Source organism: Caballeronia grimmiae (assembly GCF_022879615.1).
Taxonomy (GTDB): Bacteria; Pseudomonadota; Gammaproteobacteria; order Burkholderiales; family Burkholderiaceae; genus Caballeronia; species Caballeronia grimmiae.
Genome location: NZ_CP084271.1, coordinates 2,101,776 through 2,120,755, shown reverse-complemented (window position 1 = coordinate 2,120,755; position 18,980 = coordinate 2,101,776). Strand labels below are relative to the sequence as shown.

The following is an 18,980-nucleotide window of genomic DNA, read 5'->3' as shown; positions in this document are numbered from 1 at the left end:
TGAAGTTACTGAGCGCTTCAGGTCCGATTAAGCAATTTCGTGATTAAAGCACGGAGAAACTCGGGCGCCGAATTGATCCGAGATGCGTTCAAAGAAGATAAGCAGTTCTGCGAATCCGATAATAAAAATCGTCGTCGATATTAAGAAAAAACAATGGACGATAAACTCGGGCGAACGTCTAATTTCTTATTAACGGAAAGTGGAGCTTCATTCCAAAGACGTTCGCGCAGGGAACCACCACAGCCGCGCCTGGCTTGGTGGGCGCGGCGTCCTGCGGGCTAGCCAGCGTGGCTGAGGAAGGCGCGGCGGCGCGTTCGGTCAAGTTCGCGCGAATGCCGCGCGCCGTATATCACACCGAAATTGACGACAAAAAAGATTCGATGCGACGCTAACGTTTTTCTACAATCGGGTTATCCGCAATTGCCCGTCATTCGAGTTTCGGTTCAATGAAGTTGAATCCCGAACACCGCGTTCGCCTGCGTCGTAAATCGGTGTAACTACCAATCAATAAAAAATCATATCCACTGACACCGCATTTTTACCGACGCCCAAGCCCGCCGCCGCGTCCAAAACAGCGTACGTTAGAATGCACAATCTGATCGCCCTCCCTGACCCGCCGTCCCACGATGCGCCCCGATTTCTTGCCTGAATCCGCACTGCCCGCCGAACCCGTCGTCTTCGTCGATCTCGAAACGACTGGCGGCACCTTCGGCGTCGACCGCATCACCGAAATCGGTATCGTCGAGGCGGGGCCGCAAGGCGTGTCGCAATGGACGACCCTCGTCAATCCCGGCAGGCCGATTCCCGCGTTCGTCCGCCAGTTGACCGGCATCGACGATTCGATGGTCCGCGACGCGCCCACGTTCGAGCAACTCGCTTTCGACCTGATGGAGCGGATGAGCGGGCGGCTCTTCGTCGCGCATAACGCGCACTTCGATCATGGATTCCTGAAGGACGAGTTCAGGCGTATCGGCATGCGCTTCTCGCCCGACGTGCTCTGTACCGTGCAGCTTTCCCGCGCGATCTATCCGCAAGAAGCGCGGCATGGCCTCGATGCGCTCGTCGAACGTCATGCGCTGTTGCCTTCGGCGCGACATCGCGCGCTCGCGGACGCCGATCTGCTCTGGCAGTTCTGGCAGCATCTCCATGGCTCGCATCCGTCCGACGTGCTGCGCGCGCATATGGACCGCGTTACGCGCCGGTTCCAGCTTGCCGCGCATATCGACGAAGACACGATCGAGCGCATTCCGGCGGGCTGCGGCGTTTATACGTTCTATGGCGACGACGATCTGCCGCTCTATGTCGGCCGAAGCGTGCGATTGCGTCAGCGGGTGCGGTCGCACCTGACGGGGCCGCGCCGGTCGGCGAAGGATATGCGGCTCGCCGCGCTCGTGCGCCGTGTCGAATGGAAGGCGACCGGCGGCGAAATCGGTGCGATGCTTGCCGAAGCGCACATGGTCGCGACGCTGCGTCCGTCGCTGAATCGCGTGTCGAAGTCACGTGGCGGCGATGCGCGCGGTGCGCCGTGGCTGCATGCCGGGGCGATCGCCATCGAGGAGCGCGACCCGTCGACGGGGGAGCCCGCGTGGCATGTCGTCGACAACTGGCAGTATCTCGGGACGGCCGGCACGTTGGCCGAAGCGCGGACGTTATGCACGTCCGCCAAGCCCAATGCGTTCGATCTGGCGACTTATCGGATTCTCGCCGAGCGCCTTTCGCGGGGACTGGCGATCACGCCGCTCGCGCTGGATGCGCTCGTCAGCGCGACGTGATGCGACGTGACGCGATCGGACGCGCCGGATTCAACCCACGGCGCCCACACCGCCGCCCGCGCACACATGCGACAGGGCGCGCGAAAGCGGCGCGTTCATCGACGATTCATAGCGCGTCAGATGCTTCCAGCGCGCGACGCTGTCGGCGAGGCGGAGCGGACAGTCGTCGGCATGACGGATCGGCTCGACGCGCGCCAGTGCGCTCAGCAGCGAGCGCGTAAGCTGGTCAAGTTTCGGCCGTGTGTCCCTGGCGAGATCGGGCGGCGTGCCTTCGGGAGCGGCCCGCACCGCGCGCCAGCTGGCGAAAAGGGCGTTCTGCACGTCCTTGCTGGCGTCGATCTGATCGCGGAAGAACTGTTGCGCGAATTCCGGATCCACTTCCGCCGCGCGTGCCCGCTGTTCGACCTGTTTCAATAACGCGGCCTCGCGGGGTTCGTCGGTGATCGGCTCGTGGTTCGCCCATTTCCAGCGCGCGACCGGTTCGGCCAAAGCGAGCCGTTGCGAAACCAGTGCGATGAGATTGGTGAACGCGGTGTCGTCGCCGTCGGCGTGCGCCGGGCTGGCGAGGGCAAGGAAAAGCGCCGAAGCGGCGGTAATCGCGTGGAGCGGGCGGAGAAGGGAAGGTCGGCGCATCGGTCGTGGGCGGAAGCTGACGAAAGCGCCAGCATAGCGCAGCGACTTCAGCCGGCGGGACGGATGCGCGCCGGGCAGCGATGCTCGACGACGTTCGAGCGCGCGCGACGCCCCTCGGCGTCGAGCCATATGCGGACTGCGTAGTCCGGGTGCGCCTTGTGCACGGGCGTCGCGATCACGTCGACGACGTGAGCGGTAAGACTCGCCGCCCTTAGTTCGACGACGCCATCTTGCGCTGTTCGTCGAAGAACGCGCGCACGTGCGCCGGCAACTCGGTCGCGAGAAACTCGACGGCCACCGGCTCCGGGTCCGGGGAATACACTTTGTCGGGCGTCGGGATCTTCGTCGGTTTGGCGTCCATGGTTCTCTCCTCGGGTGACATCAACTGTTGCGTTGCTACGGATGCGGCCTTTCGCGCGATCGCATCCTTACTAATCCAACACCACTTCCTTCTTATGCGTTATCGGATCGTCGCAGCCTGACTTGAGCGGCGCGTGAGATCCGGCACGATCGTTCTTGAGTCCTTCGGTAATTTGCGCTTGATGCTTGATCGAAGGACCGGCGTGTTCCAGCAAAAACTTCGCATTGCCTAATGGATGGAAGCGCGCGCGAAGCCGCGTGGCGTCTGGCTGTGCGGCCGACGCGCCTATCTCACGCTTTCGACTTTAGCCTCTCCCCTATAGGTATAACGATACCGGGAAACCATCGTTGACGCCTCATGCTGCGGAGCGGAAAATGGGTCGCCGTTGTATGAAACCGCACATAACGAGTGAATTAGCGAGGGCGGTTGAGGAGAGGCGAAACGAAACCGCGAGAAGGACGCGATCGACGCTTCATTCGACCAGGCGCCGTGTCCGCTGCGAAAGTCGTCGCTGACGACACACCGACAGCCCAAAGCAAAAACCCGCGTCACTTGCGTGAACGCGGGTTTTTGTTTGATGCTGAATCTTGATGGTGCCGGAAAGAGGAATCGAACCCCCGACCTTCGCATTACGAATGCGCTGCTCTACCGTCTGAGCTATTCCGGCATCAGAGAAACAAGATTATAGCGAGCACTTTCTCGTTTTGACAATACCCTGAATCAATTTTTCTTTTCGAGATGGTAGGCCGTGACGCGCTCCACCTCGTTCTTCGAGCCGAGGAAGACCGGCACGCGCTGATGCAGGCTCGTCGGAACGATATCGAGGATGCGCTGTTCGCCGTTCGTCGCCGCGCCGCCGGCCTGCTCGACGATGAACGCCATCGGATTCGCTTCGTACATCAGGCGCAGCTTGCCGGGCTTCGACGGGTCGCGGCGATCCGCCGGATACATGAAGATGCCGCCGCGAGTCAGGATGCGGTGCACGTCCGCCACCATCGACGCAATCCAGCGCATGTTGAAATCCGTGCCGCGCGGGCCGTCCTTGCCCTCGTTCAACTCACCGACGTAACGCTGCACCGGCTCGTACCAGTGGCGGACGTTGGAGGCGTTGATGGCGTACTCGTTGGTGTCGGCCGGCACCTGCATATCGCGCTGCGTCAGCACCCACGAGCCGAGCTCGCGGTCCAGCGTGAAGCAGTTCACGCCGTTGCCCGTGGTCAGCACGAGCACCGTTTGCGGGCCGTACACCGCGTAGCCCGCGGCCACCTGCGCCGAGCCCGGCTGCATGAACGCCGCTTCGGTCGGATCCGCGCCGTCGGGGCAGCGCAACACCGAGAAGATCGTGCCGATCGACACATTGACGTCGATGTTGGATGAGCCATCGAGCGGATCGAAGGTCAGCAGGTAATTGCCCTTCGGGTAGCGGTTGGGAATCGGGAAGATCTTTTCCATCTCTTCCGATGCCATCGCGGCCAGATTTCCGCCCCATTCGTTGGCTTCGAGCAGAATTTCGTTCGACAGCACGTCGAGCTTCTTCTGCACTTCGCCCTGAACGTTCTCGCTGCCTGCCGAGCCGAGCGCGTCGCCGAGAGCGCCTTTGCTCACCTGATAGCCAATTTGCTTGCAAGCCCGCGCGACGACTTCGATCAACAGGCGCAGGTCGGCCGGCAGGTTTTGATGTTCACGCTGCTGCTCGATCAGATACTTGGTCAGCGTGGTACGGCTGGAGATGGAGGACATGCGAAGCTCCGTGAGCGTTTAGACGAATGTTCACGATTCTAACCGCTCGATTCGGTCATTCCTTATGACAGTGCCCGCTGATGCCCGCCATAAGCGAGAACGGCCGCCGCGCCAATCGTCGCGCGGCGGCCGTCAGGGCGTTAAAGCGCGCTCAGGACGCGAGCGCTTTCTCCACGACTTCCCGCACGTCGCGCGACTTCACCTTCGACGCCACTTCGGTCAACGCCGCGTGCATCTTCTCGCGAAGCTGCGGCGTGAAGCGTCGCCACATCTCGAGTCCGCGCGCCAGACGGGCGGCGACCTGCGGATTCAACGCATCGAGCGCGATCACCTGCTCGGCCCAGAACGCGTAGCCGGAACCGTCGACGGCATGGAACTGCGCGGGATTGCCGCTGCAGAAGCTGAAAATGAGCGAGCGGGCGCGATTCGGGTTCTTGATATTGAACGCCGGATGCTGCATGAGATTGCGCACGATATCGATCACTTTGCGATCCGCGCCGCCGCGTTGCGTCGCCTGAAGCGCGAACCACTTGTCGATGACGAGCGGCTCCTTCTCGAACCGGCGATAAAAGTCCTCGAGCGCGGCATCGGCGGCATTTGCGCTCGCGCCCGCCGTCGCGCTCGCGAGCAACAGCGCCGAAAGCGCCGCCGAGCGATCGGTCATGTTGTTGGCGTCGTCGTACTGCTTTTGTGCAAGCTGAACGGCGTCACGCGGATCGTCGAGCTGGCTCAGATAGGCGAGGGCGAGGTTCTTCAGGCCGCGCTTGCCGGCGTCTTCCGGCATCGGACGATATTCGCCCGGCGTGCGGTTCGCCTCGTAAAGCGCGAGCCACTTGTCGCGCAACCGCGACGCCAGTTGCCGGCTCATGAACACGCGCGCCGCGTGGACGGCGGCCGGATCCGACACGCTCATCTGCTCGGCGAGATAGCTCTCGGACGGCAGCATCAGCGCGAGTTCGCGGAAGGCGGGCGTGAGTGTGGTGTCGTCGAGCACGCGGGCGAACGCGGCGATCGTTTCATCGTCGATGGCAAGCGCCTCGCCCTTCGAAGCGCGTGCCGCCAACGCGAGCAATTCGCGCGTCGCGAGCCGCTGGCCGGCTTCCCAGCGGTTGAACGGATCGCTGTCGTGGGCGAGCAGGAACGCGAGCTGTTCGTTCGTGTAATCGAAATCGACGATGACCGGCGCGGAAAAATTGCGCAGCAGCGACGGCAGCGGCGGTTCATCGACATCGACGAACGTGAACGATTGCTCGCGCTCGGTGAATTCGAGCACGCGCGTCGTGCCGCCCGGCTGTTGCTCGCCTTCGAGGCGCAGCGGCAAGTCCGCGCCGTTCGCGCCGATCAGACCGACCGAGAACGGGATCAGGAGCGGCCCTTTCTGCGTGGCGCGCGCCGCCTCCGACGTCTCGCCGTAACCTTGCGCGAGCGTCAGCGTGTAACGCTTCGCAGCGGCGTCGTACGATGCGCGCACCGTCACGCGCGGCGTGCCCGCCTGGCTGTACCAGCGCTCGTACTGCGCGAGGTCGCGCTTGTTGGCATCGGCCATGGCGCGGCGGAAATCGTCGCAGGTGACGGCCTGGCCGTCGTGGCGCTGAAAATAGAGGTCCATGCCGCGCTGGAAGCCGTCGCGGCCAAACAGCGTTTGATACATCCGCACGACTTCCGAGCCTTTCTCGTAGACGGTCATCGTGTAGAAGTTGTTGATCTCGACATAGCTTTCCGGGCGAACCGGATGCGCCATCGGGCCGGCGTCCTCGGCGAACTGCATCTGCCGCAGCACGCGCACGTCTTCGATGCGCTTCGTCGCGCGAGCGGCGGCGCTGGCCGCGCCTTCGGCATCGCCGGCGGCCATGTCGGCGGAAAATTCCTGATCGCGGAACACGGTCAGGCCTTCCTTCAGGCTCAACTGGAACCAGTCGCGGCAGGTCACGCGGTTGCCGGTCCAGTTATGGAAATACTCGTGGCCGACGACCGCCTCGATGTTCGAGAAGTCGATGTCGGTGGCCGTTTCCGGATTCGCCAGCACGTACTTCGTGTTGAAGATGTTGAGGCCCTTGTTCTCCATCGCGCCCATGTTGAAGTCGCTCACCGCAACGATCATGAAGCGGTCGAGATCCAGCTCCAGCCCGAAGCGCTTTTCGTCCCAGCGGATCGAGTGGATCAGCGAATCCATTGCGTGACGCGTCTTGTCGAGATCCTGCGGCTCGACCCAGACCTGCAGCAGCTTTTCCTTGCCCGAACTGGACTTGATGCGTTCTTCGATGCACACGAGCTTGCCCGCCACCAGCGCGAACAGGTAGCTCGGCTTCTTGAACGGGTCTTCCCATTTGGCGAAGTGACGGCCATCGGGCAGATCGCCTTCTTCGAGCAGATTGCCGTTCGACAGCAGCACCGGATACGCCGCCTTGTCGGCGCGCAGCGTGACGGTGTACGTCGACATCACGTCCGGGCGATCCAGGAAATAGGTGATGCGCCGAAAGCCTTCCGCCTCGCACTGAGTGAAGAAGTTGCCGCTCGACACATAGAGCCCGGACAAGGTCGTGTTCTCAGCCGGATTGCAGATGCTTTCGATGCTCAGCTCGAACGCGTCGCCGGGAATATCGCCGATCGACAGGCCGTTTTCAGTCACATGAGCGCCGGCGTGGGGCTTTCCGTCGATCGATGCGCTCACGAATTCGAGTTGTTCGCCCATCAGTTCGAGGCGGGGCGCGGCGCTCGCGGCGTCCGGATTGCGACGCAGGCGCATGGTGTTCTTCACGACCGTGCGCGACGGCACGAGATCGAACTCGAGCGCGACCGAATCGATCAGAAACGCGGGCGGCGTGTAGTCCTCGCGGCGGATAACAGCGGATGCGGTCGGTGCGGTGTTGGACATGGCAAGATCGTGTAGGTGGAATGGCGGCGCGGTCGCATGGGCGTGCCGGGAAGCGGGAAGACAGGCACGAATGCGGGCGAGGCGGGTCGAACCATTGTACAAAACGGCCGGGCGTCGTGAGTCGGATGCGAGCCGGCAAGTGCGGCAACTGCTATCTATAACTGAGAAGGGCATTCGACGAAGTGAGGAAGACCATGAATCTCTCGATGTTTCCCAGCACGCTTGTGCACGCCGTCTGCGTGCTGGGCGCGTTGTGGCTCGCCGGTTGCACGAGCTACGTCCAGACTCGCGTGACCGCCTTTTCGGACTGGTCCGGCAGCGACGCGAATCGCACCTACGCGTTCGCGCGCACGCCGGAGCAGCAGAACAGCATCGAACAGGCGAGCTACGAGGTGCTCGTTGCCAACGAACTGGCGAGATACGCGTTCAAGCAGGTTCCGGAAGCGAGCGCGCACTACGAGGTGGCGCTCGCGTATTCGGTTCGCGGCGATCTGCTGACCGTGCGCCAGCCCGTCTATTACGATCCCTGGCCGATGTACGGCTATTACGGCCGCCCGTTCTGGGGTCCGTGGGGCGGCATGGGACCCTACGGCCCGTGGGGCCCGACCGGCTACGTCGATCAGAGCTATCCGGTCTTCATCCACGCGCTGCAGGTTCGCATGACGGATCGCACGACGGGCCGCGAGGTCTACAAGGTGAGTGCGGTCAATTCGACCGGCGACGCGTCGCTGTTCCACGCGATGCCGTTTCTCGTCCGCAGCGCGCTCGCCGATTTCCCGCTCGGCAACGGCACGGTGCGCACGGTGACGCTGCCGGTCGATCAGAGCGGCGGCGTCGGCAACGAGACGGCGGCATCGGCCGGACCGAACGCGGGCGGCGGTGCGGCGAAAGGGGTCGAGTGACAGGCTGCGAGCCTTGTCGGAACGGGCGTTCGCAGACTTCGCTGACCGCCCGCATCCATGCAGCACGGGCCGATTAGCGATATATTCGCGGTCATGACAAAACCGTGTCCGCCCGACCCCAAAACCGTCCCGAAGCCCGCCACGTGGGACGCGCGGCTCGCCCGCGTGCTCGTCACGCCGCTCGTCGGCACGCCTGTCACGCCGAATCATCTGACGACGCTGCGCCTGGCCATCGGCCTCGCGGGCGCCTATTACCTTTCCCTCGGCGATTTCTGGCTCTGCACGCTCGGCGCATTGCTGATCGCGCTGTCGAATTTCGTCGATCACACCGATGGCGAACTCGCGCGCATCAGTGGTCAGTCGAGTAAAATCGGGCACTTTTACGACCTCGCGTCCGACGCGTTCATCACCGTGCTGCTGTTCCTCGGCATCGGGTTTTACGTGGCGGAGCATCATCCGTCGATGGCCGCGGCGGCGCAGTGGCTCGGCGGCGTCGCCGGCGTTGCGGTCGCGATCATTTTCTTCCTGCGCATGCGCATCGAGTCGATGGTCGGCAAGTCCGGCACCAAGCAGGCTTCGATGGGCGGTTTCGAAACCGAAGACGTGCTGTACCTGCTGCCGGTCGTGACGATACTGAACGGCATGACGCCGTTTCTGATCGCCGCATGCATCGGCGCGCCGCTCTTCGCGGTGTATGTCGCGGTGGACTACCGGCGCGTCGTACGGCGTGTGCAGTCGAATACGAAAGGCGCAGCGGCCAAGGACGGCAACGATTTTCAGGCGGTGAGATGAGCGATACGGCAACCCCGGTCAGCAACCTGCATTACGAGCGGCATCCGGCGGACGCCGGCCGTCCCACGCGGGACGAAATCGACGCCACGCTCCACGCGCGTCTCGCGGCGCTGCCCGCGCCGAAGCTCCACGCGGATTACGAGAAACAAGGCTCCTTTCTTTATCTCGACGACTTCCTGCCGCGCGAATACACCGAACGCCTGATCGCCGCCGTGCACGACGTGACGCCGGCTGTGAACCGCAACTATCTGCCGGGCCACAAGGCGGGCGGCAGCGTGAGCCGTCACACGCTCGACAAGCTTGCGCCGTTCATCGCGGACCTGTACCGGTCCGAGGCGCTGATCAAGTGGCTCGAAGCCATCAGCGGCGACAAGCTGCAGCTTTCGCCCGAAGACGATCCCCACGCCTACGCGCTGTACTTCTATACGCGTCCGGGCGACCACATCGGCTGGCATTACGACACCTCGTACTACAAGGGCCGCCGCTATACGATGCTGCTCGGCGTGATCGACGATTCCTCCTGCCGGCTCGACTACGAACTGCATACGCGCACGCCGAACGCGACGCCGGAGCCGGGCTCGGTGCAGTATCCGCCGGGCGCGCTCGTGTTCTTCGATGGCGACAAGCTGCGCCACCGCGTGACGCCGCTTCGCGAGAACGAAATGCGCGTGTCGCTCACGTTCGAATACGTGACCAATCCGAACATGCGGCCGTTTCAGCGCTTCATCTCGAACATGAAGGACTCGATCGCGTACTTCGGCTTCAGCCAGGTCTTTCGCCGCAAGGGCGGCAAGAACGGACAGGCATGAGCCGCGCGGGCACGTTCATGCTGTCGGTCGGCGTGGTGTTGTTCATCGCGCTGCTCGGCTGGCAAGGTTTCGGCTCGGTCGCATCGACGCTCGCCGCAGCGGGCTGGGGTCTCGTCGCGGTCGCGGCGTTTCACTTCGTGCCGCTCATCGTCGACAGCGCGGCCATCAGCGTGCTCTTTTCCCACAAGCAACGCGATGTCTCACTGCGCGATGCGCTTCTCGCACGCTGGGCCGGCGAATCGGTCAATAGCCTGATGCCCGCGGGCCAGATCGGCGGGCCGATGCTGATGGTCCGCCATCTCTCGCAGCGTGGCATGCGCGCGCGTGACGCCGCCGCTGTCATCACCGTCAGCACGACGATGCAGACCGTCGGGCAACTGATCTTCGCGCTCGTCGGCGTCGTGCTGCTCACGGATTACGCGGCGGGCGGATCGTCGACGGTCGTGTCCATCGCCGTGCTCGCGGTCGTAGGCGTAATCGGCGCGATGATCTTCGGCTTCTATCTCGCGCAGCGGCGCGGTCTGTTCGGCCGCGCGATGCGCTTCGTTTCCGGCATCGCCGCGCGCTTCTCTAAGAAGCGCGACTGGTCGTCGCTCGTGACGCGCGCCGAAGCCGTCGATACCGCCGTCCACGAGCTGTATCGCGAGCGCGGCAAGGTCGCGGCGAGCTTCGCCCTGAGCCTCTTCGGATGGATCGTCGGGACGGGGGAAGTGTGGCTCGCGCTCAATGTGCTCGGCCATCCCGTTGGACTGACCGAAGCGCTGCTGCTCGAAAGCCTCGGCCAGGCGATCCGCGGCGCGGCCTTCATGATTCCCGGCTCGCTTGGTGTGCAGGAGGGCGGTTACCTGCTGCTCGCGCGCCTCGTCGGCCTGCCGCCGGAAGCGGCGCTCGCGCTCTCGCTCGCCAAGCGCGCGCGCGAACTGCTGCTGGGCGTGCCGGGCATCGTCTATCTGCATTTCGTTGAGAAAGGCTGGCAGCGCCGCCGTCTTGCGCGTGTGCCGGAAATCGACTGACTACCCCTCGAAGGGAAACAACACCATGCGCGCAATTATTCTTGCGGCCGGGATGGGCTCGCGTCTCGCTCAGCCCGACGGCGAGCAAAAGCCGAAGTGCCTGCTGCGCTTCAAGGACAGCACCGGCGACGGTTCGGGCGATGCATCGCTGCTCGAACGCCATCTGCATTTTCTGAAGAACGCGGGCGTCGACGAGATCGTCTTCGTGACGGGCTACAAGCACGAGCAGATCAATGCGGAACTCGCGGCCATCGACTGGAAGCCGCAGACCGAAACGATCGTCAACGGCGAATTCACACTCGGCAGCGTGCTGTCCGTCCACACGGCTCGCGACGCGATGACGCGCGGCGGCGACGTGCTGCTGATGGACGCCGACGTGCTCTACGACGAGCGCATCATCGACCCGCTGGTGGCGGGCGGCTCCGTGAACCGTCTGTTGATCGACCGCGACTTCGAAGCCGGCGATGAGCCGGTGAAACTGTGCGTCGAGAATGGCGTGCCGGTCGAACTGCGCAAGCAGGTGGCGGCGGGCTTGAAGTACGACACCATCGGCGAATCGGTCGGCTTCTTTCGCTTCGATGAAAAGACGGCTGCGCGTCTTGCCGATATCGTCGCGGATTACGTGCAGACCGGCCGCGCGAAGATGCCGCATGAAGAAGCGGTGCGCGACCTTCTGCTGGAGCAGCGCCACGTGTTCGATATCGCCGATGTCACCGGCGCACCGTGGATCGAAATCGACTTTCCGAACGACGTGAAGCGCGCGGCCGATGAAGTCCTGCCGCAGCTCAACCCGCTGCGCCAGTTCGCAGGCTAAAAAGACAAGAGGAGCAATTCGACAATGAACGCACCACGCACTATCCCCGTTGGCTATTCGCGCACGCTGCGCCTGCGCGAGATGCTCACGAGCAACCGCCTCGAGTTCCTGATGGAAGCGCACAACGGCATCTCGGCGCGCATCGCGAAGGAAGCGGGCTTCAAGGCGATCTGGGGCTCGGGCCTTTCGATTTCCGCGCAGTTCGGCGTGCGCGACAACAACGAGGCGAGCTGGACGCAAGTCGTCGACAACCTCGAATTCATGGCCGACGCGAGCGATCTCCCGATTTTGCTCGACGGCGACACCGGCTACGGCAACTTCAACAACGTGCGGCGGCTGGTGAAGAAGCTGGAGCAGCGCGGCATCGCGGGCGTGTGTATCGAAGACAAGCAGTTTCCGAAGACCAACAGCTTCATCAACGGCGAAGCGCAGCCGCTCGCCGATATAGACGAATTCTGCGGCAAGATCAAGGCCGGCAAGGATTCGCAGAGCGATCCCAACTTTTCGATCGTCGCGCGCGTGGAAGCGCTGATCGCGGGCTGGGGCATGGAAGAGGCGTTGAAGCGCGCGGAAGCCTACCGTCAGGCGGGCGCGGACGCGATCCTCATTCACAGCAAGCTTTCGAAGCCCGATGAAATCCTGACCTTCGCACGCGAATGGGCGGGGCGCGGTCCGCTCGTCATCGTGCCGACGAAGTACTACAGCACGCCGACCGACGTGTTCCGTCAGGCGGGCATCAGCACCGTGATCTGGGCGAACCATTTGATTCGCGGCGCGGTGTCGGCGATGCAGGCCATCGCGAAGGAAATCCACGACAGCGAGACGCTCGTCAACGTGGAAGACCGCATCGCATCGGTGAACGAAATCTTCCGCCTGCAGGACGCGGACGAATATTCCGCCGCCGAGAACATCTATCTGACGGCGGCGAACGAAAAGCGCAGCGCGGTCGTGCTGGCCGCGAGCCGCGGCGCGGGTCTCGAAGCGGTGACGGCGGATCGTCCGAAGGTGATGCTGCCGGTCGCGGGCAAGCCGCTGCTGCGTCATCTCGCGGAAGCGTTCAAGAAAGAAGGCATCAACGACATCACCGTGGTGGGCGGATATCGCGCGGACGCGATCGACACGTCGGGCATCCGCCTCGTCGTCAACGAGAAGCACGAGTCCACGGGCGAACTCGCGTCGCTCGCGTGCGCGGCGAAGCACATCGCCGGCGATACGGTCATCTCCTACGGCGATCTGCTGTTCCGCAGCTACATCCTGCGCGATCTGGTCGAGTCGGAAAGCGATTTCTGCGTCGTCGTCGATTCGTCGCAGACGCCGCAGGCAGGCGCATCGGCGAGCGCAACGGACTTTGCCTATTGCTCGACCGCCGACGATCGCGCGCTGTTCGGCCACAAGGTGTGGCTCGAAAGCGTGGTCGGCGCGGGCCAGGCGTTGAACGGCGGCCGCGCGCCACAAGGCCGCTGGATGGGTCTGATCTACGTCCGGGCGGCGGCGCGCGAGCGTTTCACCGCGACACTCGCGCAGCTTCAGCAACGCGCCGACTTCGACACGCTCGACATGGCCGCGCTCCTCAACGCGCTGATCGCAGCGGGCGAGAAGGTGGAAGTGCAGTACGTGCACGGCCACTGGCGCGGCGTCAACGATCTGGACGATTTCCGCCGCGCAGGCGATTTTGCGCACGGCCAGACGCCGATCGGTTCGGAAGGAACGGAGAACGCGCGTGATTGAAGCAGCCGAGTTCGTCGAAGCGGCGCGCGCGCATGGCTTCGACTGGTATGCGGGCGTGCCGTGCTCGTTTCTCACGCCGTTCATCAATTACGTGCTGCACGACGAATCGCTGCACTACGTGTCGGCGGCGAATGAAGGCGATGCCGTCGCGTTGATCGCGGGTGTCGCGCTGGGCGCGGCTCAGGGAGAAGGAAAGGGCGCGGTCAGGCGTCGCGGCATCGCGATGATGCAGAACTCCGGCCTCGGCAACGCGGTGAGTCCGCTAACGTCGCTCACGTGGACGTTCCGCCTGCCGCAGCTTCTGATCGTCACGTGGCGCGGCCAGCCGGGCGTCGCGGACGAGCCGCAGCACGCGCTGATGGGTCCGATCACGCCGCAGATGCTCGACACGATGGAGATTCCGTGGGAGCGGTTTCCGACGCAGAGCGATGCGATCGGTCCGGCGCTCGAGCGCGCGACCGAGTACATGGACCGCACGGGCCGTCCGTACGCGCTCGTGATGCAAAAGGGCAGCGTCGCGCCTTATGAGTTGAAGCGCACCGGCTTGTCCGGAGTGCGTGCTGCCGGCGAGCGGGCTTCTGTGGCGCGTTTCGATGGCGAGCGCGTGTCGCGCCACGACGCACTGGAACGCGTGATCGCGAGAACGCCGAAGGAATCGACCGTGGTGCTCGCATCGACGGGCTTCTGCGGCCGCGAACTCTACGCGATCGACGACCGCGAGAACCAGCTCTATCTCGTCGGCTCGATGGGTTGCGTGACGCCGATGGCGCTCGGGCTCGCGCTGTCGCGCCCGGACCTCACCGTGGTCGCGCTCGACGGCGACGGCGCCGCGCTGATGCGCATGGGCGCATTCGCGACGCTCGGCGCCTACGGCCCGTCGAACCTGCTGCATCTGCTGCTCGACAACGGCGCGCACGAATCGACCGGCGGGCAGGCGACCGTCTCGCGCGGCGTCGATTTCGCGTCGATCGCGTCGGCGTGCGGCTACGCGCTCGCGCTCGATGGCGACGACATCGGCGTGATCGATCGCCTCTTCGCCGCCGACGCACCCGAAGGCGCGCGCTTTGCCCGGCTGTCGATCGGCACCGGCACGCCCGCCGACCTGCCGCGCCCGAAGATCACGCCCGAGGACGTGCGCGCGCGCCTGCAACGACATATCGGAGAACGCTGATGCTGCTGCTCAATCCTGGCCCCGTCACGCTGACCGAGCGCGTGCGCAACAGCCTTCTGCAAACGGACCTGTGCCACCGCGAGCCCGAGTTCTTCGATCTCCAGGACGAGGCGAGAAAGCGTCTCGTCGCCGCATACGAGCTCGATCCCGCGAAGTGGACGGCCGTGCTGATGACCGGCTCCGGCACGGCCGCGGTCGAAAGCATGGTGGCGGGCATCGTGCCGGAAGGCGGGCGTCTGCTCGTCGTCGAAAACGGCGTGTATGGCGACCGCATCGCACAGATCGCGAAGCAGTACGGCATCGAGCATGAAGTCTTAAAGTACGAATGGATGCAGGCGCCCGACATCGACGCGATCGTCGCAATGATCGACGCCCGAGCGTTCACGCACGTCGCGATCATCCACCACGAAACGACGACTGGCCGCCTCAACGCCATCGATGCGCTGTCTCGCGCGTGCGCCACACGCGGGGTGGGGCTGCTCGTCGATGCCGTCAGCAGCTTCGGCGCGGAAGCGATCGACTTCGACGGCGGCGGCATCGTTGCAGTCGCGGCGACGGCGAACAAGTGCCTGCACGGCGTGCCGGGCGCGGCGTTCGTGATCGTCCGGCGCGATGCGCTGGAGAAGGCCGCGAGCCGCACCTATTACCTCGGCATCGCGCGGCTCGCGAAGCTGCAGGACCAGCGCAATACGCCGTTCACGCCGTCGGTGCATGCGTACTATGCGCTCGTCGAAGCGCTGCGCGAGTTCGAGGACGAGGGCGGCTGGCGCGCGCGGCATCGGCGTTATGCGGCGCTTGCCGAGCAGGTGCGCGCAGGGCTGGCTGCGCTCGGAATCGACAGTGCGTTGCCGCCGGAGGAATCGTCGGTGGTGTTGCGTGCGTACCAGTTGCCGCAAGGCGTCACATACGAGACGTTGCACGATGCGCTCAAGGCCAAGGGCTTCGTGATCTATGCGGGGCAGGGCGGTTTGTCGAAGAGCCTGTTCCGCATTTCGACGATGGGCGCGCTCGATGCAGCCGACATGGACCGGCTGATCGCGGCGGTTGGCGAACTTCTGCGCTGATCAGGGCTTGCAGAAAATAGCAGTGATGAAAGGCGCGACGCGGTGCACCACCGCGTCGCTGCCCGCCTCGCGCACGCGCTGCTCCACTTCGTCGTCCCCGCCCCACACGACGGCGCCATACGCCGCATCGCCGATGGGTTCGCCCTTGCCTTGCCTGAAGAGCGGATCGTCCTTCTGATACGCCACCAGCGCGTAGACCTTGAAGCCGTAGGCGGTCATCACCGTGCCTTTCACCGGCTTGAACGCGTTGATCGAATTCGGCTCGACGCGCATCGCCTTCTTTTCGAGCAGACCTTCTTTCTGAAGCGGCGCGATGAAGTCATGCGGCGTGGACTTGCAGTCGAGCTGCGATTCAATGGCCGTCGCGTGCGCGAGCGAAGCGGACGCGGTGATCGCGAACGGCACGGCCAGGCGAGAGAGTCGAGCGGCAAGCATCATGGCTTAAGCGACGTGAATGGCATCAGGCACTTTAACGACAACGCAAAAAATCTGCATGAGCGGCGCGATGGAAAAATTTCGCCGCGCCGTCGCGAAGCCGTTTCAAAGGCGCGCGTCAGGCCGCCAGTTCCAGCTTCGCCGTGTTGCGCTTGTCGCGCGAGTGAACGCGTCTTCCTGCTGCATACGTCTCGAACACCGCGCGATCATCGCCGAGGAGCGCGAACGCAAACAGCAGTTCCTCGAGCGATTCCACCCGCGCCGTGCGCCGTGCGAGCAGCGGCGTCGCGGCCGGATCGAGCACGACGAAATCCGCTTCGCTGCCCGCCGCGAGCGTGCCGATCCTGTCGTCGAGATCGAGCACGCGCGCCGCGCCCGTCGTCGCGAGCCAGAACATGCGCGTCGCGGTCAGATGATGGCCCGTCAGGCGCGCGACCTTGTGCGCTTCGTTCATCGTTTGCAGCATCGAGAACGACGTGCCGCCGCCGACATCCGTCGCCAGCGCAACCGGCATGTTCGCCGCGCCCGCCTTCTCGAAGTCGAACAAGCCGCTGCCGAGAAAGAGGTTCGATGTCGGGCAATGCGACGCCACCGCGCCGGTTTCCGCCATGCGCTGACGGTCCGTCTCGTCGAGATGGATGCAATGGCCGTACACCGCGCGCCGCCGCAGGAGGTTGTAATGGTCGTAAATGTCGAGATAGCTGCGATGCCCCGGAAAGAGGCTCTCGACCCACTTGATCTCGTCGGTGTTTTCGGCGACGTGGCTCTGGATGAACACGTCGTGGTGCTTCTGCGCGAGCGCGCCGCACGCTTCGAGCTGCGCCTCCGTCGATGTCGGCGCGAAGCGCGGCGTCAGCGCGTAGTGCTGGCGTCCGCGTCCGTGCCAGCGCGCGATCAGTTCGGCGCTGTCGTCGTAGCCGGATTGCGCCGTGTCGCGCAAAAACTCCGGGCAGTTGCGATCCATCAGCACCTTGCCCGCGACCATGCGCAGATTGCGTGACTCGCTTTCGGCGAAAAACGCATCGGCGGATTGCTTGTGCACCGTGCAGTAGACGAACGCGGTCGTCGTGCCGCAGGCGAGCAGTTCATCGAGGAAGAAGCTCGCCGTTTCCCGCGCGATCGTCGCGTTCTCGAAGCCGCGTTCGACCGGAAACGTGTACGTGTTGAGCCACGGCAGCAAGCCCGATGCCGGCGACGCGATCATGTCCGTCTGCGGATAGTGAATGTGCGAGTCGATGAAGCCCGGCACGATCAGCTTGTCGCGCATCGTGTGCACGGTCGCATCCGGCCTGAGCGTGTCGCGCAGCGACGCATACGCGCCGGCCGCGCTTACCTTGCCGTCCTCGACGATCAAGAGGCCATCGGCCTCGTACACCGCGCCGTCGGCGGCATGCGCGGGGTCATCGCGAAAGGTCAGCAACTGGGCGCGGTAGGCGGTCTGAGTCATGGTGCAACGTCTCCGGTTTCTAATGATGTCTACAACTGCGAAAGCAGCACAATCGAGAATGCCGCGATGACCCACATCGCCGGCTTGATTTCCCTCGCGCGTCCCGTGGCCGCCTTCAGCACGACGAATGCGATGAAGCCGTAGGCCACGCCATCCGTGATCGAGTACGTGAGCGGGATCAGGATCATCGCGAGGAAGGCGGGAATGGCTTCATCGAAGCGATGCCATTCGATCTTCGTGATCGCTTCCATCATGAACACGCCGACGAGCACCAGCGCGGGCGCGGTCGCGATCGCCGGAACTAGCGACAGCAGCGGCGAGAGAAACAGGAACGGCAGGAAGCACAGGCCGGCGACGACCGCGACGAGCCCCGTTCGCCCGCCCGCGGAAATGCCCGCCGCCGATTCGATGTACGCGTTCGCCGGACTCGTGCCGAGCGGCGCGGAGATGAGCGCGGAGAAGGCGTCGACCGTCATCGACTGACGGATGTTGCGCGGATTGCCGTTCTCGTCGTAGAGCTTGCCCGCCTCCGAAATCGCCATGAAAGTGGAGAGCGCATCGAAGAAGGACGTGAACAGCATCACGAAGATGAAAGGCCAGTAGACCACTTTCAGCGCGCCGAGCAGGTCCAGTTGCCCGATGCCCGAGAAGTCCGGCGCGGAAATGAGGCCGTTCCAGTTGACGAGCGTTTTGGTGGCGATCGCGGCGGGCCAGTACGCGGTGCCGTCGCCCCAGACGCGGCCGATCGGAATCGCGATGATCGTCGTGAACACGATGCCGAGCATCAGCGCGCCGGTGACCTTGCGCGCGACGAGAATCGTCGTGACGGCGAGGCCGATCAGGAACGTGATGACGACCGGATTGAGCGATGCCGAATGCACGATGGTGACCGGATCGCCGACGACGAACTTCGCGTTCACCAGCCCGATCAGGCTGATGAAGAGTCCGATGCCACACGACACCGCATGCCGCAGGTTCGCGGGAATCGCATCGACGACGAGCTTGCGCGCGTTGAAGAGCGCGAGGATCGCGAAGATCACGCCGGCCCAGAACACGCAGCCTAGCGCGGTCTGCCACGGCATCTTGCCGCCGTGGACCATCACGAATGCAAAGAGCGCGTTCATGCCCATGCCGGGCGCGACGAGCACCGGATTGCGCGCATAGAGGCCCATCGCGCAACTGCCGAGAAAACTGACGATGACGGTGGCCGTCAGCGCGGCGGGAAACGGCACGCCCGCCTGCGAGAGAATGCCGGGATTGACGACGATGATGTACATCGCCGTGAGAAAGGTCGTGATGCCCGCGACGACTTCCGTCTTCGTGCGCGATCCCGCCGCGCGGATGCCGAAAAAGCGCTCGAGCGCGGTGGTGTCGCGTTGTGTGGTGACTGTGGTATCCATCTTGTTTCTATGTAGTGCAGGTTG

The 18,980-nt window shown here is 64.1% G+C and carries 16 protein-coding genes and 1 tRNA gene; 9 read left to right on the top strand and 8 right to left on the bottom strand.

Going from position 1 to position 18,980, the window contains the following annotated elements; genetic code table 11:
- Positions 1 to 626: 626 nt before the first annotated feature.
- Positions 627 to 1,772: an exonuclease domain-containing protein gene (locus LDZ21_RS10190; RefSeq protein ID WP_244793181.1), complete on the top strand. Its 1,146-nt coding sequence runs from the start codon at positions 627 to 629 to the stop codon at positions 1,770 to 1,772.
- A 30-nt stretch (positions 1,773 to 1,802) separates the two neighbouring features.
- On the opposite strand, the gene LDZ21_RS10185 is transcribed toward LDZ21_RS10190, so the two are convergent.
- The 5 genes from LDZ21_RS10185 to pepN form a co-directional block, all read right to left on the bottom strand.
- Positions 1,803 to 2,405: a chorismate mutase gene (locus LDZ21_RS10185; RefSeq protein WP_244793179.1), complete on the bottom strand. Its 603-nt coding sequence runs from the start codon at positions 2,403 to 2,405 to the stop codon at positions 1,803 to 1,805.
- A gap of 211 nt (positions 2,406 to 2,616) precedes the next feature.
- Positions 2,617 to 2,766: a hypothetical protein gene (locus LDZ21_RS10180; RefSeq protein ID WP_035960616.1), complete on the bottom strand. Its 150-nt coding sequence runs from the start codon at positions 2,764 to 2,766 to the stop codon at positions 2,617 to 2,619.
- Between the two features lie 591 nt (positions 2,767 to 3,357).
- Positions 3,358 to 3,433 (bottom strand) — tRNA-Thr (locus tag LDZ21_RS10175).
- A 53-nt stretch (positions 3,434 to 3,486) separates the two neighbouring features.
- Positions 3,487 to 4,506, bottom strand: coding sequence for a class 1 fructose-bisphosphatase (locus tag LDZ21_RS10170; RefSeq protein ID WP_035960618.1), 1,020 nt, complete (start codon positions 4,504 to 4,506; stop codon positions 3,487 to 3,489).
- A 151-nt stretch (positions 4,507 to 4,657) separates the two neighbouring features.
- On the bottom strand, positions 4,658 to 7,381 hold the full coding sequence (gene pepN / locus LDZ21_RS10165) for an aminopeptidase N (protein WP_244793177.1): 2,724 nt from the start codon (positions 7,379 to 7,381) through the stop codon (positions 4,658 to 4,660).
- Between the two features lie 194 nt (positions 7,382 to 7,575).
- Between pepN and LDZ21_RS10160 the strand changes: the two genes are divergently transcribed.
- The 8 genes from LDZ21_RS10160 to LDZ21_RS10125 all read left to right on the top strand — a co-directional run bounded on the left by LDZ21_RS10160 (position 7,576) and on the right by LDZ21_RS10125 (position 15,674).
- A complete protein-coding gene (locus LDZ21_RS10160; RefSeq protein ID WP_404980504.1) occupies positions 7,576 to 8,283 on the top strand; it encodes a DUF4136 domain-containing protein in 708 nt (235 codons plus the stop codon).
- A 93-nt stretch (positions 8,284 to 8,376) separates the two neighbouring features.
- Positions 8,377 to 9,075 carry a CDP-alcohol phosphatidyltransferase family protein gene (locus LDZ21_RS10155; protein ID WP_035961114.1) on the top strand — a complete coding sequence of 233 codons (699 nt, stop codon included), beginning with the start codon at positions 8,377 to 8,379 and terminating at the stop codon, positions 9,073 to 9,075.
- A complete protein-coding gene (locus LDZ21_RS10150; RefSeq protein ID WP_244793175.1) occupies positions 9,072 to 9,884 on the top strand; it encodes a HalD/BesD family halogenase in 813 nt (270 codons plus the stop codon). The genes LDZ21_RS10155 and LDZ21_RS10150 overlap by 4 nt, the downstream gene beginning before the upstream one ends.
- Positions 9,881 to 10,897, top strand: coding sequence for a flippase-like domain-containing protein (locus tag LDZ21_RS10145; protein ID WP_244793173.1), 1,017 nt, complete (start codon positions 9,881 to 9,883; stop codon positions 10,895 to 10,897). Before LDZ21_RS10150 ends, LDZ21_RS10145 begins: the two co-directional genes overlap by 4 nt.
- Positions 10,898 to 10,922: 25 nt before the next feature.
- Positions 10,923 to 11,711: a phosphocholine cytidylyltransferase family protein gene (locus LDZ21_RS10140; RefSeq protein WP_244793171.1), complete on the top strand. Its 789-nt coding sequence runs from the start codon at positions 10,923 to 10,925 to the stop codon at positions 11,709 to 11,711.
- A 24-nt stretch (positions 11,712 to 11,735) separates the two neighbouring features.
- On the top strand, positions 11,736 to 13,439 hold the full coding sequence (gene aepX / locus LDZ21_RS10135) for a phosphoenolpyruvate mutase (RefSeq protein ID WP_244793169.1): 1,704 nt from the start codon (positions 11,736 to 11,738) through the stop codon (positions 13,437 to 13,439).
- Complete coding sequence (gene aepY / locus LDZ21_RS10130) at positions 13,432 to 14,610, top strand: phosphonopyruvate decarboxylase (RefSeq protein WP_244793168.1); 1,179 nt, start codon at positions 13,432 to 13,434, stop codon at positions 14,608 to 14,610. Before aepX ends, aepY begins: the two co-directional genes overlap by 8 nt.
- Positions 14,610 to 15,674 (top strand): 2-aminoethylphosphonate aminotransferase, encoded by a 1,065-nt coding sequence (locus LDZ21_RS10125; RefSeq protein WP_244793166.1) that lies wholly within the window; start codon positions 14,610 to 14,612, stop codon positions 15,672 to 15,674. Before aepY ends, LDZ21_RS10125 begins: the two co-directional genes overlap by 1 nt.
- On the opposite strand, the gene LDZ21_RS10120 is transcribed toward LDZ21_RS10125, so the two are convergent.
- The 3 genes from LDZ21_RS10120 to LDZ21_RS10110 all read right to left on the bottom strand — a co-directional run bounded on the left by LDZ21_RS10120 (position 15,675) and on the right by LDZ21_RS10110 (position 18,956).
- On the bottom strand, positions 15,675 to 16,112 hold the full coding sequence (locus tag LDZ21_RS10120) for a hypothetical protein (RefSeq protein ID WP_244793164.1): 438 nt from the start codon (positions 16,110 to 16,112) through the stop codon (positions 15,675 to 15,677).
- A gap of 115 nt (positions 16,113 to 16,227) precedes the next feature.
- Entirely contained in the window at positions 16,228 to 17,556 is a 1,329-nt protein-coding gene (gene guaD / locus LDZ21_RS10115) for a guanine deaminase (protein WP_244793162.1), read from the bottom strand.
- A 29-nt stretch (positions 17,557 to 17,585) separates the two neighbouring features.
- A complete protein-coding gene (locus tag LDZ21_RS10110; RefSeq protein ID WP_035960630.1) occupies positions 17,586 to 18,956 on the bottom strand; it encodes an NCS2 family permease in 1,371 nt (456 codons plus the stop codon).
- Between the last annotated feature and the right edge of the window lie 24 nt (positions 18,957 to 18,980).

Coding starts and splice junctions, on each gene's coding strand:
- LDZ21_RS10155 (WP_035961114.1), top strand. CDS start 8,377: ATGACAAAACCGTGTCCGCCCGACCCCAAAACCGTCCCGAAGCCCGCC.
- LDZ21_RS10180 (WP_035960616.1), bottom strand. CDS start 2,766: ATGGACGCCAAACCGACGAAGATCCCGACGCCCGACAAAGTGTATTCC.
- guaD (WP_244793162.1), bottom strand. CDS start 17,556: ATGACTCAGACCGCCTACCGCGCCCAGTTGCTGACCTTTCGCGATGAC.
- aepX (WP_244793169.1), top strand. CDS start 11,736: ATGAACGCACCACGCACTATCCCCGTTGGCTATTCGCGCACGCTGCGC.
- LDZ21_RS10125 (WP_244793166.1), top strand. CDS start 14,610: ATGCTGCTGCTCAATCCTGGCCCCGTCACGCTGACCGAGCGCGTGCGC.
- LDZ21_RS10140 (WP_244793171.1), top strand. CDS start 10,923: ATGCGCGCAATTATTCTTGCGGCCGGGATGGGCTCGCGTCTCGCTCAG.
- LDZ21_RS10170 (WP_035960618.1), bottom strand. CDS start 4,506: ATGTCCTCCATCTCCAGCCGTACCACGCTGACCAAGTATCTGATCGAG.
- LDZ21_RS10185 (WP_244793179.1), bottom strand. CDS start 2,405: ATGCGCCGACCTTCCCTTCTCCGCCCGCTCCACGCGATTACCGCCGCT.
- LDZ21_RS10110 (WP_035960630.1), bottom strand. CDS start 18,956: ATGGATACCACAGTCACCACACAACGCGACACCACCGCGCTCGAGCGC.
- LDZ21_RS10160 (WP_404980504.1), top strand. CDS start 7,576: ATGAATCTCTCGATGTTTCCCAGCACGCTTGTGCACGCCGTCTGCGTG.
- LDZ21_RS10150 (WP_244793175.1), top strand. CDS start 9,072: ATGAGCGATACGGCAACCCCGGTCAGCAACCTGCATTACGAGCGGCAT.
- LDZ21_RS10190 (WP_244793181.1), top strand. CDS start 627: ATGCGCCCCGATTTCTTGCCTGAATCCGCACTGCCCGCCGAACCCGTC.
- LDZ21_RS10120 (WP_244793164.1), bottom strand. CDS start 16,112: ATGATGCTTGCCGCTCGACTCTCTCGCCTGGCCGTGCCGTTCGCGATC.
- LDZ21_RS10145 (WP_244793173.1), top strand. CDS start 9,881: ATGAGCCGCGCGGGCACGTTCATGCTGTCGGTCGGCGTGGTGTTGTTC.
- pepN (WP_244793177.1), bottom strand. CDS start 7,381: ATGTCCAACACCGCACCGACCGCATCCGCTGTTATCCGCCGCGAGGAC.